Genomic DNA, 16,577 nt, shown 5'->3' on the forward strand with positions numbered 1-16,577 from the left:
CTAGCGGGAGACGGCGGTTGCTGAGGGACTGGCTACTGTCTCCGGGACGGCTGCCGGGACGGGCTGCGATCCGTCACTGACCAGAAACCTGCGGTGGACCCGGGGGCCCAGGACGGCGTAGCACGCTGCGCTGCTGGCTCCGCCGGCGAGCCAGGAGAGGTCCCAGCCGCCCAGGGCCACGGCGATGGGGCCCTGCATGATCGGAATCAGGCCGTACATGAACAGCCAAGTGGCGAAGATGCCGACCAGGAGGGACACGACGCCGGCCCAGTTGACGCCGGGGAGGCGCTTGGTGCCCACGCCGTCGAACAGCCGTGCCGTGTCATCAGGCCAGCGCTTCTCGATCCAAAAGTAGTGGACCAGCATAACGCCGCCCCATGCGGCCACCCAGGCGACCAGGCCGATCAGCCAGGCATCGAGGACCGACGCAAAATCTTCCTGGAAGATGAAGAAGACGACGGCGGCCAGCGAGAAGACGCCGACGAAGAGGTTCAGTCTGCGCCTGCTGATGGAGATGTCCAGCGCCTGTGTAGCGACGGAGAAGGTGTAGATGTTGAGGATGTTGGTGGCAATGGGGCCGTGGAGCACCATAAGCAGCACGGGGAGGGCCAGCGCACCGAAGTTCTGAACGATGAGTTTGCCGGGGTCGATTTCACCCGTGTTGGTGGCCAGGCTGGCACCGAGGACGCCCAGCCAGACGACGGGGATGAACTGGCCAAGGACCGAGGCGAGGTAGACCTTGCGCTTGGGCACCGTGGTGCTGACGAAGCGGGAGTAGTCGGCGGCGTAGGTGAACCAGGTGATGCCCCAGCCGATGCCGATGGCCGTCATGACCGCGCTCATGGCCGCGATTCGTTCCGATCCTTCCAGGATGTGACCAGCGGGGCCCGCGTAGGTCCAGTTGATCTTCATGCCAAACCAGGCCACTGCCGACATCACGGCAAGGATGAGGATGGTGGGCGGCACAGTCCACTTTTCGAACGCCGCGATCGCCTTGTAGCCGAACCAGGCGATGGCAACCTGGACCGCCATAATGAAGGTGGCGATGCCTATCTTCCACGCGTAGTTATGCGCTTCCGGGTCAACCCACCCGAGGGTCCCGAACAAAGCCATCACCAGGTCCAAGATGATCCAGGTGTTGACCGCACACCAACCGATCACCAGGAGCGCCTGGATGGATGCCGGCAGGTAATTTCCGCGGCGGCCGAAGGCTGCGCGGGCGAGCACCATGCCGGTGGCTCCTGTCTTCTGGCCCAGCAGAACAAAGCAGCCGAAGAGCAGCATCCCGATCAGGTTCCCCAAAACCAGAACGGTGACGGTATCGGCAAAGCCCAGGCCGAGCTGGATGCCCAGCGCTCCGAGGACCCAGTTGATCGGGGCCAGGTTGGCACCGGCCCAGATCCAGAACTGGCCGGAAACCTTACGGGTGCGCTGGGATTCGGGGATGGGTTGGAGCCACGCTTCGTGGTCTTCGCCGGCCGCGGACGCTTGTCCGGCCGGGGCAGTGGAGTTGTTGTGCACGTGGGGCCTCCGTAGGGGGAAAGGGATAACCCAAGATTATGTGTCGCAGACCACACCCAACAAGATACTATGTGTACAACACAACGCCCATCCATGTTACGGATCGTCATGCCTGTATTGCTCACCGAAGTGCTGAAACATCCCACCCTCACGGCCGCCGATCCCGTGATCCGCGCCGGGGCGGTTGCAGCGGCGGGTACGCAGCTGCGCTGGGTCCATTCCAGTGAGGTGCTGGACATTGCACCGCTACTTAGCGGCGGCGAACTGCTTCTCACCGGCGGCGACGCCCTGGTCTCGGCCACAGACGGGCGACGCGTAGATTACATCCGGCAGCTGGCTGAGCGCGGCATCGGCGCCCTGGCCGTGGAGACGGGCCATACCCTCCCGTCACTTCCGTCCTCGATGATCCGGGCCGCGGAGGAAGCAGGGCTGCCCCTCATTGAATTCCGCAAAGTGGTGCCGTTCGTGGGCATCATGCAGGCCATCAACTCGATGCTGGTCAGCGAATCGGTTGCACACCTGCGCCGCGCGGACGAGGCCAGCCACGCCATGGCCGTCGAGCTGGCCCACGGGAGCAGCCTGGACCGGATTCTTGCCGTGCTGGCCGGAATCATTGACGCGACCCTGGAGCTCTCGTCGGTGTCCGGCGTGACGCTGGGAAGCGCCGGCCCGGATAGCGACGGTTCGAACCCGGCGGACGGTTCCGCTCCCCGGAACGAGCCGGGGCAGGCAGCCGGTTCCGCTCCGGCAGCCGGTTCCGTTCCCCGGGAAGAGGGGCAGGCAGCCGGGCCGGGCGCTGACGGAACTCTGATCAATATCGATGTACCCGTCCGCGGCGTGCCGTCCGCGAGGCTGGTGATCAATGTTCCCGCCCACAGCGACGTCAACCTGGCGCGCGTTGCCGGCGGCCGCTGCGTTGACATCCTGTCGCTGGCGCTGCTGCAACGCATGCCGCCCGGGCTGAAAGAGGTGGCAGGCACGGCACTGCTCCGTGCTGTCAGCTCCGGCAGCCAGCCCTGGCGGCTCAAACAGCTCTCCCCCGCAGCCGGGATCCCGGCCTCCGCAACGGTGGTCGCCGTCGTCGTCAGGACGTCCACGTCCCAGCAGATGCGGGCGGCAATGGACAAGATCCTGAAGCGTTCTGCCCAGCAGAGCGCCAGCTACGTAGACAATTCAGAGCTTCTGGCCCTCGCCGCGTTGCCTTTTGACGGCGCCCTAGCCGCCCGTGCGGAACTCGTCGCCGCCTTACAGGAGCTCCCCGTGGAGGTCGGAACCATGACGGCGGTGGGCCCTTTGGCGGCCGGGATCGAAAACGCGCCGTGGTCGCTCTCGGAGGCGAAATGCGCCCTGGATCTGGCCCTGAACGGATCACTCCGCTTGGCGGCGCGGCCGTCGTCGGAAGCTGCAGGCGTGGTGGTCGACGTCGAAGAACTCGCCGTGGAGCGGTTGGCCGCGCAGCACCTGGAGCAGGGGGCGCGGCAGGACTACGTGCAACAGCAACTGGGCCGCCTACTTGAACACGACGAGCGGCGCAACTCCCAGCTGCTGACCACGTTGTCGGTCTGGCTCGACTCCGGCTGCAACACGGCGCAGGCCGCCAGGGAATTGCACGTGGAGCGGCAGTCGATGCATCACCGGCTGCAGCGGATTTTTGACTTGTGCGGAGGGGATCCGCGCGGGACGGGCCGGCTCGTGGCCCTGCATCTGGCCACCCGGCTGGCCGGCATGTAGCCCCGCCGGGAAGAACGCTCTCTTGCCTTTCGTACGAAAAACCGGGACGCTCTCTCACTTCCTTGGGGGAAGTGAGAGAGCGTCCCGGCTTAAGCGACCGGAAGTGAGAGAGCGTCCCGGTAGGTTAGCGGAGCACCACTGTCCTGTTGCCCTGCAGGATCACCCGGCCCTCGCAGTGCCAGCGCACCGCGTTGCTGAGCGCCTTGCACTCGGTGTCGCGGCCGGCGGCCACCAGGTCTTCCGGTCCGTAGGTGTGGTCCACCTCCACCGTCTGTTGGGAGATGATGGGCCCCTCGTCGAGCTCGCCGTTGACGTAGTGCGCCGTGGCACCCACGGTCTTCACGCCGCGCGCGTAGGCCTGGTGGTACGGCTTGGCGCCCTTGAAGCTGGGCAGGAACGAGTGGTGGATGTTGATGGCACGCCCGTCCAGCTTGCGGGTGAGGCCGTCGCTGAGGACCTGCATGTAGCGGGCCAGCACCACGAGTTCGACGTCGAACTGGTCGATGAGCTCCAGCAGCCTGCCCTCCGCCTCCGGCTTGGTGGCGGCGGTGACGGGCACGTGGAAGAACGGGATGCCGTGCCATTCCACCAGCGTCTGATGGTCAGTGTGGTTGGAGACCACGGCCACCACGTCAATGGGGAGTTCGCCGATCCTGGCGCGGAACAGCAGGTCGTTGAGGCAGTGTCCGAACTTGGACACCATGATCAGCACGCGGCGCTTGGAGCCGTGCGGTTCCAGCCGCCAGCTCATTCCGAAGCGTTCCGCCACGGGGGCAAAAGCGGCCCGCAGGGTGTCCGCGGTGGAGGCGTCGCCGTCGGACGCGAAGTGCACCCGCATGAAGAAGTGCCCCTCGGAGCGTTCGCCGAACTGCTGGTTGTCGATGATGTCGCAGCCGTGTTCCAGCAGGAAGCCGGAGACGGCGTGGACGATGCCCGGCGACTCGCTGCAGTCCAAAGTCAGGACGTGCTCCACGGTGGTCGCCGGTTGAGAAAACGGGGTTTCAGTCTGAATGGCGGTCATGGCTCAGCACTCGATCACATTCACGGCGAGGCCCCCGCGGGAGGTCTCCTTGTATTTGGTTTTCATGTCCGCTCCTGTCTCACGCATGGTTTTGATGGCTTTGTCCAGCGACACCTTGTGGCTGCCGTCCCCGTGGAGAGCCAGCCTCGCGGCGTTGATGGCCTTGACGCTGGCGATCGCGTTCCGTTCGATGCAGGGAATCTGCACCAGGCCGCCCACGGGGTCGCAGGTCAGGCCGAGGTTGTGCTCAATCCCAACTTCGGCGGCGTTCTCCACCTGTTCGGGGGTGCCGCCCAGCACCTCGCACAGCCCGGCGGCAGCCATGGAGCAGGCCGAGCCCACCTCACCCTGGCAGCCCACTTCCGCGCCCGAGATGGAGGCGTTGATCTTGAAGAGAATCCCGACGGCGGCCGCCGCTAGCAGGAAGCGGACCACACCGTCGTCGTCGGCTCCCGGAACAAACTTGACGTAGTAGTGCAGGACCGCTGGCACAATGCCGGCCGCGCCGTTGGTGGGGGCTGTGACGATGCGCCCGCCGGCGGCGTTTTCCTCGTTGACGGCCAGGGCGAAGAGGTTCACCCACTCCATGGCCCGGAGCGGGTCGGTGACGCCGGTGTCCGCCGTCAGGGTCTGGAATAACGACGGCGCCCGCCGCCTGACGTTCAGCCCGCCGGGAAGGATTCCTTCCGCGGCGCAGCCGTTGTCCACGCATTCGCGCATGACGGCCCAGAGGCCCAGCAGCTTCTCGCGGAGCTCCGCTTCGCTGCGCCACACGAGTTCGTTGGCGAGCATCACGTCGGAGATGGACATCCCTTCGCGGCGGCAGATCTCCAGGAGTTCGTTGGCCGAGGTGAACGGGTACGGCAGCGGGGTGTCATCGGCCACCACCTGGTCGCCGCCGTCGGCATCGCCGTCAACAACGAAGCCACCCCCAACGGAATAGAAGCTCCGTTCGCTGAGCACGGCGCCCGTGTGGTCCAGCGCCCGGAAGGTCATGCCGTTGGGGTGGGCGGGCAGGGACTTGCGGCGGTGCAGCACCACGTCCTCGTCCCAGTTGAAGTCCACCCGGTGGTCCCCGCCGATCCGGAGTTCGGCGTCGAGGGCTGCCGCGGCCACCTGGTCGTCTGCGGTGGAGGTGTCCACCGTTTCCGGGTCCAGGCCCTGCAGGCCCAGCACCACGGCCTTGTCGGAGCCGTGGCCGCGGCCGGTGGCGCCGAGCGATCCGAAGAGTTCGGCCTGGACGCGTGTGGTTGCGCTCAGGTGGCCGTCGCCTTTGAGCCCGTCGGCGAACAGCTTCGCAGCCCGCATCGGGCCGACCGTGTGTGACGACGACGGCCCGATGCCAACGGAGAACAGGTCCAGGGCGCTGAGCGCCATCAGGGCACCTCGGGGGAAGCGAACTCCCTCATGGCGTCCAGGAGCCAGCGGCCCAGGAAGTCCGCGAACGAGGCCCGCGGGAACAGCCGGAAGCTGTCCTCGCCGGTCTTCAGCAGGGTGACCGGGATGTTGCCCACCTCCGTGGTCAGGGCGGTCCCCGGGGTGAAGCTGCGGGGGTGCAGGTCAAGGGCGCAGCCCTTCTCCAGCACTGCCCGGGCGCGCGGGCCGGAGAGCTCGAAGGTGGTCCGGTTGGCGGAGAGGTCCACTACCTGGCCCGGGGCGTCGCCGAGGGCGGCCGTGAGCGAGCCGATGAGGTCGCCGCCCAGGGAGTCGTGGGCCTCTTCCGGGGCCACAACAAGGAACTCTGACGGGCCCAGCCAGAGGACGCTGAGGCCCTCCGTGCCGCTTACCTCGCCGCAGCGGGCCGGCAGGCCGCCGGCGACGGACGCGATCCGGGCGCCTTCCTCCGAGCCGGGGTCAACGCGGACGCCGGCCATGGTCTGGAACGGGCCCTCCTTGAGGACCACCTTCCCTGCTATGGAGCCGGCGTCCAGTGCTGCGGCCAGGTGTGAGGCCGGGCTGCGGCGGATTTCCCGGAGTCCATTGATGCCTGTGAGTGCTGCGGTGTTAGCCATCTTTACGGGTCCCTTCGCGGTCAAAAAGTACGGTTTCGGCGACAACAACATCAACCAGCTGGTCGCCGGCGGCGGCCACGAGGGTCTCGCCGATGCGGTTGCGTCCGTTTTTGATCAGCGCCAGTGCGAACGACCTGCCGAGCGCGGCGCTGTGGTAGCTCGAGGTGACGAAGCCCTGCATCGGGACGGGTCCGTAGGCGGGGTTCGTGGTGATCCCCTTTTCCACCAGCTGGGTGCCTTCCGGCAGCCGCAGCGTCCCGTCCACGGGAAGCACGCTGACCAGGTGCTTGCGGTCCTGGCGCTGGGCGTCGGCCCGGGCGTAGGAACGCTTGCCGATGAACTCCTTGGCCTTCGAGACCACCCATTCCATCCCGGCATCCTGCGGGGTGACGGTGCCGTCGGTGTCCTGCCCGACGATCGGGTAGCCCTTCTCGGCCCGGAGCACGTGCATCGTTTCGGTGCCGTACGGGGTGATGTTGAATTCGGCGCCTGCGGCGGCCACGGCTTCCCAGGTGTTCAGCCCGTACCAGGACGGCACGTTGATCTCGTAGGCCAGTTCGCCGGAGAACGAGATCCGGCAGATCCGCGCCTGCACGCCGGAGGCGAGGGTGGTTTCGCGGAAGGTCATGAACGGGAAGGCGTCCGCCTCCAGCCCGCCGCCGGCGGCGAGTTCCGGTGCCACCTTGGCGATCACCGCGCGGGATTTGGGCCCGACGACGGCAATGGTGCTCCACTGTTCGGTCACCGACGTGCAGTGCACGTCCAGTTCCGGCCATTCGGTCTGCAGCCATTCCTCAAGCCAGTCCAGCACCTTCGCGGCGCCGCCGGTGGTGGTGGTCATGAAGAACCGGTCCTCGTCGAGGCGAAGGGTCACGCCGTCGTCGAAAATCATGCCGTCCGCCATGCACATGACGCCGTAGCGGGCGGACCCCGGCGCGAGCTTCTTGAACGCGTTGGTGTAGATCCGGTTCAGGAACTCACCGGCGTCCTTGCCCCGGATTTCGATCTTGCCGAGCGTAGTGGCGTCCATGAAGCCCACGGACTCGCGGACGGCGGCGCACTCGCGCAGCACGGCGGTGTCCATGTCCTCCCCGTCCTGCGGGTAGTACCAGGGGCGCTTCCACTGCCCGACGTCCTCGAACAGTGCGCCCTGTGCCACGTGCCACGGGTGGATCGACGTGACGCGGGCGGGGTCGAACAGTTCGCCGCGCTGGCGTCCGGCGAGTGCCGCGAAGGCCACGGGGGTGAACGGCGCCCGGTAGGTGGTGGTGCCGATGTCGCCGATGCCCCGGGAGGCTTCGCCGGCCTGCCGGAGGGCCGCGGCGATAACGCCGATCGCGTTGACGCCGGACGTCTTGCCCTGGTCGTTGGCGGTGCTGATGGAGGTGTAGCGCTTGATGTGTTCGACGGACCGCATGCCGGCCCCGGTGGAACGGAGGACATCGGCCACGGACTGGTCCCGCTGGAAGTCGACGAAGTGGTGGTGCCAGTCGTCCGGGGTGCCGGCCTGACCCGGCACCAGCCACAGCTGGCGGGTGGGACCGGAGGCTTTCGGCTCGCCGAGGACGGACGGCTCTACATCGGAGCTGAAGCCGGCCGCGATGGCCGCCGAGGCTCCGGCGGAGATACCTTCGGCGAGGCAGTCCCCGAGTTCGAAGCTGCCGCGGCCGGAGCCGACAATCTGCTGGTTGGGGACCACGGTGCTCGGCACGAACGCTGCCAGGTCCTCGTCCCAGCGGAGCTTGCCCTGCCGCTGCGAGTGCAGGTGCACCAATGGGCTCCAGCCGCCGGAGACTGCCAGCAGGTCGCAGGCGATCTCTTCGACGCCGGAGGTGAGTTCGCCGTCGTCGTTGATGCTGCGGACGGTGACGGCGTTCAGCCGGCCGTCGCCGGACTCGGAAGAAGCGGTGATTGTTCCGGCGGCCGTGTCGGACTCGGTAGAGGCGGTGTTGGCCACGGCGCTGCCGATCAGCACCCGTGTCCCGGATTCGACGGCGGCGGCAGCCACCGGGGTGAGGCCGGGGCGGGCGTCGACGACGGCCGCGACCTTGACGCCGGATGCACGCAGGTCCGAGGCCAGGGCATAGGCACTGTCGTTGGTGGTGCTGATGACGACGCGCTTCCCGGCGGCGACGGCGTAGCGGTTGAGGTAGCTGCGGACGGCCGAGGCGAGCATGATTCCGGGGCGGTCGTTGTTCTCGAACACCAGCGGCCGTTCGTGGGCGCCGGGAGCCAGGACCACCTGGTTGGCACGGATGTGCCAAATACGCTGGCGGGACACGCCCGGGGCGGCCGGGCTGGAAAGGTGGTCGGTGCGGTTCTGGACTGCCACGACGTAGTTGGCATCGTAGGCGCCGAAGGCCGTGGTGCGGTTCAGGACGGTGCATTCGGCGGCCGAGACGAGTTCGGCTTCCACGTCCGCCACCCATTCCAGGGCCGGCTTGCCTTCGATGGCCTCGGCCAGGCCGGGGGCGGTCGATCCGGACAGGAGCGTCCCGCCCAGTTCGGGCTGGTCATCGAGCAGCATCACACGGGCACCGGTGCGGACGGCCTCGCGGGCCGCGGCCAGGCCGGCGGGGCCGCCGCCGATGATCAGGACGTCCGTGTGCACGAACTTCTTGTCGTACTCGGCACGGTCTTCCTCGGGGTCCAGGCGGCCCAGTCCGTTGAGCAGGTCCGCCTTCAGGCCGTCCACCAGGGTGACGGTGGTGGCGGGGAGCATGGATTCGGACACGTGGCCCGGGAACCGCGCTTCGATCCGGACCATCGCGTTGGCTTCCTCCACCCCGGCGGACATGATGCCGCGGGGGCGGTCCTCGTAGAGCGAGTTGCCGGCGGCAATCCGGCCGTTGGCGAGCAGGGCCGAGGCCAGCGTGTCGCCGGGGTGGCCAGTGAATTCCTCGCCGTCCACGGTGAAACGCCAGGAGATGCTGCGGTCGATGCGTCCGCCGGCGGAGAGGCGGGCGTTCCGGGAAGTCACTTGGTTGCTCCTTCCGGGGCGGTGGTGCTGGCGGTGGTGCTGGCGGCGGTGCTGGTTGGAGAGATGCTGGTTGCGGAGGTGCTGGGCGCGGCTTCGCCGGTGGTGGTGCTGTCAGCAGCCGTGCTCGCAGTGCCGGATTCGGCCGCGGTCGCGGCCGCAGCAGGCCGGGGCGTGCCCATCGGGTAGACGGCCTGGATGTCGTAGGTGACCGTGTCACGGAGCATGTTGAACCACTGGCGGCAGCCGGTGCTGTGGAGCCAGCGTTCGGCGAAGCTGCCCTTGGTGTTGTCGCGGTAGAACAGGAACTCGGCCCATTCGCGGTCGTTCATGTCGTTCGGGTTCTCCGGGTACGGCACGTGGGCCTGGCCGCCGTAGTGGAACTCGGTCTCGTCGCGCGAGCCGCAGTTGGGGCATGAGATAAGCAGCATGTGCGTCTTCTTTCTATGGGACGGCGGCTAGTGGGCGACGGCGGCTGCGCCGTGTTCGTCGATCAGGGCACCGGTTTCAAAGCGTTCCAGCGCAAACGGCTTGTTCAGCTTGTGCGGGGTGCCCGTGGCGATCGTGTGCGCGAACGTGAGTCCCGCAGCCGGGGTGCCCTTGAACCCGCCGGTCCCCCAGCCGCAGTTGACGAACATGTTCTCCACCGGGGTGGTGCCCACGATCGGCGAGGCATCCAGTGTGGTGTCCACGATGCCGCCCCAGGTCCGGAGCACGTGGGCCCGGGCAAAGATGGGGAACAGTTCGACGGCGGCTGCCATCTGGTGCTCGATCACGTGGAAGGACCCGCGCTGGCCATAGCCGTTGTAGGAGTCGACGCCGGCGCCCATGACCAGTTCGCCCTTGTGCGCCTGGGAGACGTAGACGTGCACGTGGTTGGACATCACCACGGTGGGGTGGACCGGTTCGTGCAGTTCGGAGACCAGCGCCTGCAGGGGGTGGGACTGGATGGGGAGCCGGAAGCCGGCCATTTCGGCCAGGACCGAGCTGTGCCCGGCTGCGCACAGGCCCACCTTTTCGGTGTTGATGGTGCCGCGGTTGGTCTTGACGCCCACCACCCGGTTGCCGTCCTTGACGAAGCCCGTGACCTCGCAGTTCTGGATGATGTCCACGCCCAGTTCGTCACATTTGCGGGCGAAGGCCCACGCCACATGGTCATGCTTGGCGATGCCCGCGCGCGGCTGGTAGGTGGCGCCCATGACGGGGTAGCGGATGTTGTCGCTGATGTTCAGGATGGGGCAGAGTTCCTTGACCTGGTCCGGCTCCAGCCATTCCGCATCCACGCCGTTGAGCTTGTTCGCTCCCACGCGGCGGATGCTCTCGCGGACATCGCCCAGGGTGTGGGCGAGGTTCATGACGCCGCGCTGGCTGAACAGGAAATCGTATTCGAGCTCTTCCGGCAGGATTTCCCAGAGCTTCAGCGCGTGTTCGTAGATGGCCGCGCTCTCGTCCCAGAGGTAGTTGGAACGGATGATGGTGGTGTTGCGGGCCATGTTGCCGCCGGCCAGCCAGCCCTTTTCCAGGACCGCGATGTTGGTCATCCCGTGGTTCTTGGCCAGGAAGTAGGCCGTGGCCAGGCCGTGCCCGCCGCCGCCCACGATTACGGCGTCATAGGAGGACTTGGGCTCCGGGTTGCGCCAGAGGAAGTCCGGGTGTTCCGGGAGCTGTTGCGTGTTCACTGGGCTGCTCCAATCATTTCTGTTTCAAACGTGGCAATCTCGGCTTCGCCGGACAGGTGCGGGTAGAGGGGGAACTGTTCGGCGAGCGCGGTGACCCGGGAGCGGAGTTCGACGGCGGTGTCCTCGCTGAGCGGTCCACCGGCGGTTTCGCCGCCTGCGTCAGTGCCAGTTCCGGCGGAGGCGATGAGCGCCGTCGCGATGATGTCCGCGACTTCGGTGAACTCCACGGCGCCGAAGCCGCGGGTGGCCAGGGCGGGGGTGCCGATGCGGAGGCCGGAGGACACCATCGGCGGGCGGGGATCGAACGGCACGGCGTTGCGGTTGACGGTGATGCCGATCCGGTGCAGGGCGTCTTCGGCCTGTTGCCCGTCCAGTTCCGAGTTGCGGAGGTCCACGAGGACCAGGTGTACGTCGGTGCCGCCGTTGACCACTGAAATGCCGGCGGCGGCAACGTCCGGCTGGAGGAGCCGTTCGGCCAGCAGCTTGGCGCCCTCGAGGACGCGCTCCTGGCGTTCCTTGAATTCGGGGGTTCCGGCCAGCTTGAAGGCCACGGCCTTGGCGGCGATGACATGCTCCAGCGGACCGCCCTGCTGGCCGGGGAACACGGCGCTGTTGATCTTGCGGGCGTACTCCTCCTTGGCGAGGATGACGCCACCGCGGGGTCCTCCCAGCGTCTTGTGGGTTGTGGTGGTGACGACGTCGGCGTACGGCACCGGGTTGGGGTGCAGCCCTGCCGCCACCAGGCCGGCGAAGTGGGCCATGTCCACCATCAGGTAGGCGCCCACGAGGTCGGCAATGCGGCGGAACTCGGCGAAATCGAGCTGGCGGGAATAGGCGGACCAGCCGGCCACAATCAGTTTTGGCTTGTGCTGCAGGGCCAGCGCTTCGACCTCGGCCATATCGATCCGGAGGTCGGATTCGCGCACGTGGTACGGGACCACGTTGTAGAGCTTGCCGGAGAAGTTGATCCGCATGCCGTGGGTGAGGTGGCCGCCGTGTGCAAGGTCCAGGCCCATTATGGTGTCGCCCGGGTTCAGCAGCGCAAACATTGCCGCGGCGTTGGCCTGCGCGCCGGAGTGCGGCTGGACATTGGCGAACTCGGCGCCAAAGAGGGCCTTCACCCGGTCGATGGCCAGCTGCTCGATCACGTCAACGTGCTCGCAGCCGCCGTAGTAGCGCTTGCCCGGGTAGCCCTCGGCGTACTTGTTGGTCAGGACCGAGCCCTGTGCCTCCATGACTGCCGACGGGGCGAAATTCTCCGAGGCGATCATTTCCAAGGTGGACTGCTGCCGGCCCAGCTCATTCACGATGGCCTGCTGGACCTCGGGATCGACTGCGGAAAGTCGCTCGTTCAACTGCTCAACCACGGATGCTCCTTTGAAATACCACTATTGCTATGACTGATATATCAGTGTGAGGTCAATGGTATGATTGGGATCACAACAGAGTCAATAGCTGGAAGTAAAGTGGCACTGAGCTTCCGCTTGGAACTCGGACACCGACTACGATCCGACCAGTGACCAACCGAGCAGCGAAGAACGGAGCCGCGCCGTGAATGCACTTCCAGCCCTGCCGCCGGCAGATGACGAAGCCCCCTCCCAGGCGGAGGCCGCGTATCGGCAGCTGCGCGACAAGCTGATCATGCTGGAAATCCGGCCGGGCGACCCGCTCAATGACGGACAGCTGGCCGCCGAGCTCGGCTTCGGCCGCACGCCCGTGCGCGAGGCGATCAAACGGCTTGAAGTGGACCACCTGGTGGTGTCCTATCCGCGCCGTGGAACCTTTGCCACCACTGTGGACTTCACGGAACTGGCCGATGTTTCGGAAATCCGGGAACTGCTGGAACCGCTGGCGGCCCGCCGCGCGGCCACCCGGGCAAACGCCGCAATGCGCCGCGAATTACTGGATGTCGCCAAGACCATCGCGGAGCTGGCCCCTAGCCCCGCAGAGTCCCGTGAACTGATGCGCTACGACCTGACGGTGCACCGGCTGATTTATCGGGCGGCTGCCAACCCGCACCTGGAAGATACCCTGATCCGCTATGACAACCTGGCCACGCGCATCTGGTGCCTGGTCCTGGACAAGGTCCCGTCGGTGAGCGGTCACATCACCGAGCACGTTGAGCTACTCAGGGCGGTGGCCGCCGGCGACGCGGACAAGGCGGCCGAGCTGGCCCTGCACCACGTAACGAGCTTCGAGCAGACCATCCGGAAGGTGCTCTAGGGGCGACGCCCCCTGCAAACGCTCTCTCACTTTCCGCAACCAAAGTCGAAACGCTCTCTCACAGGTGAGGGAGCGTTTCGTTTCAGGCGACAGGAAGTGAGAGAGCGTTGCGCTTCAGGCGACAGGAGGTGAGAGAGCGTTGCGCTTCAGGCGACAGGAAGTGAGAGAGCGTCCGGAATAGGCAGAGTCCCCCGGGCTGCGAATGAACTGCACCCGGGGGACTGTTGCGTTTACGCCGTGTAAACGCCCTGCTTCCTAGTGTCCGCCTCCGCCGATCACGCCCTTCTCCACGGCCTTGGTGACGGCGTCGGCCTCTGCCTGGTTCAGGGTGCCGTCGCTAACGGCCTTGTCCAGCTTGGTCTTGAGTGCCGCCGCTCGCTCCGACTGCTCAGCCGTGCGGATTTCCGCCAGGGCAGCCGTGACCTTGGCTTCGTCAACGCCCAGCGACGCCGCCAGGGACTTGGCCATCGCCGCGTCCATGGCGGCGCGGTCCGGCTTGGCACCTTCCGCCGGTGCCGTGCCCTCCGCCGGGGCAGCGGCGGGCTTGTTGGCATCCCGGAACGCCTGGAGGGCCTCGGTCACCTTGGCCTCGTCCACGCCAAGCTTCGTGGCAAGGTCGGCTGCCAGTTGGTCGCCTTTGTGGCCGCCGCGCATTCCGTTGTCGGTGGTTGCCGAGCCGGAGGTGGATCCGTCGGTGGACCCGGTGCCCTGCGCCGATGCACTGACACTCGGGGTTGGGGTCTCGGCAGCCGATGCCATCCCCGTGACTCCCAGTCCGGCACCCAGCGCCAATGCGCCGGCCGTCAGGCCAAGCGTTACTTTCTTCATGCGTGACATCTGATGTCTCCTCGATCCGCCGTACGAAACGGCTCTTTACGGAAGAACGGCTGGTTTGCACCGCCCTTCACACAAAGATGCCGCCCCAAGGTATGGCGGGCCTGTCCGGAAACTGTCACAGTGCTGTGAATGCCGGCCGGGAGATCATGCGGCCGGTCAACGGCGGCCGGGCCTATGGGTCAGCCGTGCCTCTTCCAGCGTTTGGGCCACCTGATGTTAAGCAGCAGCAGTCCCAGCAGGAGTGAGTCCACGGTCATGATTGCCGCCGTGAGGTAGGCCCAGCCGATCATCATGAGTTGCTCACCGCCAACCGGGAGCGCGAAGTGCGGGGGTGCATCCTAATGCCCATAACGATCTCCTGACGTGGATCCCCCCAGTCAATCGATAGTCCACCAAGTGTGGCATGGCCTCGGTCCGGACGGAACGGCGCCCACTACTCGAATCCGGTGCTGAAATGCACGGGTTGGCGCGCCGGACACTTGCTCCGCCACGGACAGCAGCCGGCCCGGACAGGCCGGTGGGCCGGGCGCAACGCAAACGGCGGCCCGCACCAAAAGGTGCCGACCGCCCGTCGTGCCCTGCAACCGCGGGCAGCGCCCTGTGGTCACCGCCTGCTAGATGTATTGACCACGGAGGTTAGGAACATGCGGCGTGGTTAGGTGACAAAAAGAAGACCTCCGAGTGGGGTGGGGCTTGTCTAAGAGTCCGATCCACAAGGAGGTCTTCAATGTCCCATGCTAACGCGCTTCTGACGCCGAAGGGGCGGCTCCGGCTGGCCCGGTGCATCGTCGATGATGGGTGGCCGCTGCGCCGTGCTGCTGAGCGGTTCCAGGTGTCGGTGACGACCGCGGCGCGGTGGGCGGCCCGATACCGGGAGCACGGTGAGCACGGGATGGGTGATCGTTCCAGCCGGCCCATCAGCTCCCCGCGTCGGACCTCCATGCGACGGGAGCGGCGGATCATTGCGATCAGGGTCAACCGCCGGTGGGGGCCGGCGAGGATTGGCTATCAGCTGGGCATCCACCCCTCCACGGTGCACCGGGTCCTGTCCAGGTTCGGGCTGGCCAGACTGTCGTGGCTGGACCGTGCCACGGGCCGGGTGATCCGCCGCTACGAACACCCCAGCCCGGGGGACTTGGTCCACGTCGACATCAAGAAACTCGGACGCATCCCCGACGGCGGCGGCCACCGCAGTGTTGGCAGGGCCGCCGGTAACCGAAACAAGACCGGCGCCGCGGCCAACAGGAGACCGGGTCACGCTTTCTTGCACAACGCCGTCGATGACCACTCCCGGCTCGCCTACACCGAGATCCTGACCGATGAGAAAAAGGAAACTGCAGCCGGATTCCGGGAACGCGCCAACGCCTATTTCGAGTCCTGCGGGATCACCGTCAAACGGGTCTTGACCGATAACGGTTCCTGCTACCGCTCCTACGCGTTCAAAGACGCCTTGGGCCCGCAGATCAAGCACAAACGCACGCGCCCCTACAGGCCCCAGACCAACGGCAAAGTCGAACGCTACAACCGCACCATGCTCGACGAATGGGCCTACGCCCGTCCTTACAGATCAGAGGCCGAGCGTGTTGCCGGTTTCGGGGACTGGCTCCATCACTACAATCATCATCGAGGCCACACCTCACTCAAAGGTCAACCACCGGCCAGCCGCGTCACCAACCTCTCAGGTCAATACACCTAGGCCGCCCGTTGGCGTCGTCTTCAACCACTCGCTGGGGATCCAGGTGATCTCCCCAGCGGGCGATCTCCCAGCCGTCAAAGCCCGACGCCGTGGCACTTCCTCAACCGGCAGATCGGCTCACTGGCTGGTGAAGAGGGTGATGGGACTGGTCATAATGCTTCGTTCTGCCAGTGGCTTGCGTTCTCTGCGCTGGCCTCTGCCGCGGCCAGCACCTTTTGCACCTGCAAACCATCGGCGAATGTCGGCGAGGGCTGCTCGCCTGCGCCGATGGCAGTGACGAGGTCGACCACCTGATGCGTGAACCCGTGCTCATAGCCAAGGCCGTGTCCGGTGGGCCACCAGTTGCCGGCGTAGGGGTGGGACGGCTCGGTGACCATGATCTTGCGGATGCCTGCGTCCGGTTCCAGCGCGGAATCGTAGAACTGCAGGTAGTTCATATCCTCGAAATCGAAGGCAATCGAACCCTTGGTGCCGTTGAGTTCCAAACGCACGGCATTCTTGCGGCCCAAGGCAAACCGGGTCGCTTCGAAGATGCCAATGGGAGTTCGTTCCTTCACGAACGTCTCCAGAAGGGCCGAAACGCCGGTGATGTTGTGTCCGGTGATCCACTGCGCGGCGTCAATGCTGTGCGCGCCGATGTCACCCAGTGAACCGGAGCCGGACTTGGATTTATCCAGCCGCCACGTCAGGGGAGCGTCCGCGTCGCTGAGCCAGTCCTGGAGGTACTGAGCGGACATGGCGGATTTGGCCCAGACGGCCCTCCTCCACCGTTCTTTTCGCCAGGGCCAAAGCAGGCGTACGGCGGTAGCTGAAACCGCTGGGGACCCCTGCGAGGTTTCGGTCGCAAATGCACAACCATTCAGTAGCTGGTTTGTCTTTT

The 16,577-nt window shown here is 66.3% G+C and carries 12 protein-coding genes and 2 pseudogenes; 3 read left to right on the top strand and 11 right to left on the bottom strand.

Annotation, left to right across the window (positions count from 1 at the left end):
* Complete coding sequence (locus tag FCN77_RS22880; RefSeq protein ID WP_137324129.1) at positions 1 to 1,521, bottom strand: cytosine permease; 1,521 nt, start codon at positions 1,519 to 1,521, stop codon at positions 1 to 3.
* A gap of 108 nt (positions 1,522 to 1,629) precedes the next feature.
* Here FCN77_RS22880 and FCN77_RS22885 point away from each other — a divergent pair, with 108 nt between their 5' ends.
* Positions 1,630 to 3,252 carry a PucR family transcriptional regulator gene (locus tag FCN77_RS22885; protein WP_137324130.1) on the top strand — a complete coding sequence of 541 codons (1,623 nt, stop codon included), beginning with the start codon at positions 1,630 to 1,632 and terminating at the stop codon, positions 3,250 to 3,252.
* A gap of 124 nt (positions 3,253 to 3,376) precedes the next feature.
* Here the strand turns inward: FCN77_RS22885 and purU are convergent, their stop codons facing one another.
* The 7 genes from purU to glyA are packed head-to-tail and all read right to left on the bottom strand — an operon-like array spanning position 3,377 to position 12,308.
* The gene (gene purU / locus FCN77_RS22890; RefSeq protein ID WP_137324131.1) at positions 3,377 to 4,273 is read right to left on the bottom strand and encodes a formyltetrahydrofolate deformylase; all 897 of its coding nucleotides are present in this window, start codon (positions 4,271 to 4,273) and stop codon (positions 3,377 to 3,379) included.
* 3 nt (positions 4,274 to 4,276) lie between these two features.
* Positions 4,277 to 5,650: an L-serine ammonia-lyase gene (locus tag FCN77_RS22895; RefSeq protein WP_137324132.1), complete on the bottom strand. Its 1,374-nt coding sequence runs from the start codon at positions 5,648 to 5,650 to the stop codon at positions 4,277 to 4,279.
* Positions 5,650 to 6,285 carry a sarcosine oxidase subunit gamma gene (locus FCN77_RS22900; protein WP_137324133.1) on the bottom strand — a complete coding sequence of 212 codons (636 nt, stop codon included), beginning with the start codon at positions 6,283 to 6,285 and terminating at the stop codon, positions 5,650 to 5,652. The genes FCN77_RS22895 and FCN77_RS22900 overlap by 1 nt, the downstream gene beginning before the upstream one ends.
* A complete protein-coding gene (locus FCN77_RS22905) occupies positions 6,278 to 9,265 on the bottom strand; it encodes a 2Fe-2S iron-sulfur cluster-binding protein (protein ID WP_137324134.1) in 2,988 nt (995 codons plus the stop codon). Before FCN77_RS22905 ends, FCN77_RS22900 begins: the two co-directional genes overlap by 8 nt.
* Positions 9,262 to 9,693 (bottom strand): sarcosine oxidase subunit delta, encoded by a 432-nt coding sequence (locus tag FCN77_RS22910; protein ID WP_137324135.1) that lies wholly within the window; start codon positions 9,691 to 9,693, stop codon positions 9,262 to 9,264. Before FCN77_RS22910 ends, FCN77_RS22905 begins: the two co-directional genes overlap by 4 nt.
* Before the next feature lie 27 nt (positions 9,694 to 9,720).
* Positions 9,721 to 10,941 (bottom strand): sarcosine oxidase subunit beta family protein, encoded by a 1,221-nt coding sequence (locus FCN77_RS22915; RefSeq protein ID WP_137324136.1) that lies wholly within the window; start codon positions 10,939 to 10,941, stop codon positions 9,721 to 9,723.
* Positions 10,938 to 12,308, bottom strand: a complete 1,371-nt coding sequence (gene glyA / locus FCN77_RS22920; RefSeq protein ID WP_137324137.1) for a serine hydroxymethyltransferase — start codon at positions 12,306 to 12,308, stop codon at positions 10,938 to 10,940. Before glyA ends, FCN77_RS22915 begins: the two co-directional genes overlap by 4 nt.
* 184 nt (positions 12,309 to 12,492) lie before the next feature.
* On the opposite strand from glyA, the gene FCN77_RS22925 reads away from it, so the two are divergent.
* Positions 12,493 to 13,164, top strand: a complete 672-nt coding sequence (locus tag FCN77_RS22925) for a GntR family transcriptional regulator (RefSeq protein ID WP_137324138.1) — start codon at positions 12,493 to 12,495, stop codon at positions 13,162 to 13,164.
* A gap of 255 nt (positions 13,165 to 13,419) precedes the next feature.
* On the opposite strand, the gene FCN77_RS22930 is transcribed toward FCN77_RS22925, so the two are convergent.
* A complete protein-coding gene (locus FCN77_RS22930) occupies positions 13,420 to 14,001 on the bottom strand; it encodes a hypothetical protein (protein WP_137324139.1) in 582 nt (193 codons plus the stop codon).
* 727 nt (positions 14,002 to 14,728) lie between these two features.
* On the opposite strand from FCN77_RS22930, the gene FCN77_RS22935 reads away from it, so the two are divergent.
* Complete coding sequence (locus FCN77_RS22935; protein ID WP_137324140.1) at positions 14,729 to 15,697, top strand: IS481 family transposase; 969 nt, start codon at positions 14,729 to 14,731, stop codon at positions 15,695 to 15,697.
* A gap of 13 nt (positions 15,698 to 15,710) precedes the next feature.
* On the opposite strand, the pseudogene FCN77_RS27170 reads toward FCN77_RS22935, so the two are convergent.
* Positions 15,711 to 15,808: pseudogene (locus FCN77_RS27170) on the bottom strand (sugar phosphate isomerase/epimerase); the annotation flags it as partial.
* Between the two features lie 38 nt (positions 15,809 to 15,846).
* A pseudogene (locus tag FCN77_RS22945) lies at positions 15,847 to 16,525 on the bottom strand (Gfo/Idh/MocA family protein); the annotation flags it as partial.
* Positions 16,526 to 16,577 lie beyond the last annotated feature (52 nt).

Origin of the sequence: Arthrobacter sp. 24S4-2, from assembly GCF_005280255.1 — a bacterium.
Lineage (GTDB): Bacteria > Actinomycetota > Actinomycetes > Actinomycetales > Micrococcaceae > Arthrobacter.

Bases quoted from the DNA above. Each gene is read 5' to 3' on its own strand.
- purU (WP_137324131.1), bottom strand. From the start codon at position 4,273: ATGACCGCCATTCAGACTGAAACCCCGTTTTCTCAACCGGCGACCACC.
- FCN77_RS22895 (WP_137324132.1), bottom strand. From the start codon at position 5,650: ATGGCGCTCAGCGCCCTGGACCTGTTCTCCGTTGGCATCGGGCCGTCG.
- FCN77_RS22900 (WP_137324133.1), bottom strand. From the start codon at position 6,285: ATGGCTAACACCGCAGCACTCACAGGCATCAATGGACTCCGGGAAATC.
- FCN77_RS22930 (WP_137324139.1), bottom strand. From the start codon at position 14,001: ATGTCACGCATGAAGAAAGTAACGCTTGGCCTGACGGCCGGCGCATTG.
- FCN77_RS22935 (WP_137324140.1), top strand. From the start codon at position 14,729: ATGTCCCATGCTAACGCGCTTCTGACGCCGAAGGGGCGGCTCCGGCTG.
- FCN77_RS22885 (WP_137324130.1), top strand. From the start codon at position 1,630: ATGCCTGTATTGCTCACCGAAGTGCTGAAACATCCCACCCTCACGGCC.
- FCN77_RS22910 (WP_137324135.1), bottom strand. From the start codon at position 9,693: ATGCTGCTTATCTCATGCCCCAACTGCGGCTCGCGCGACGAGACCGAG.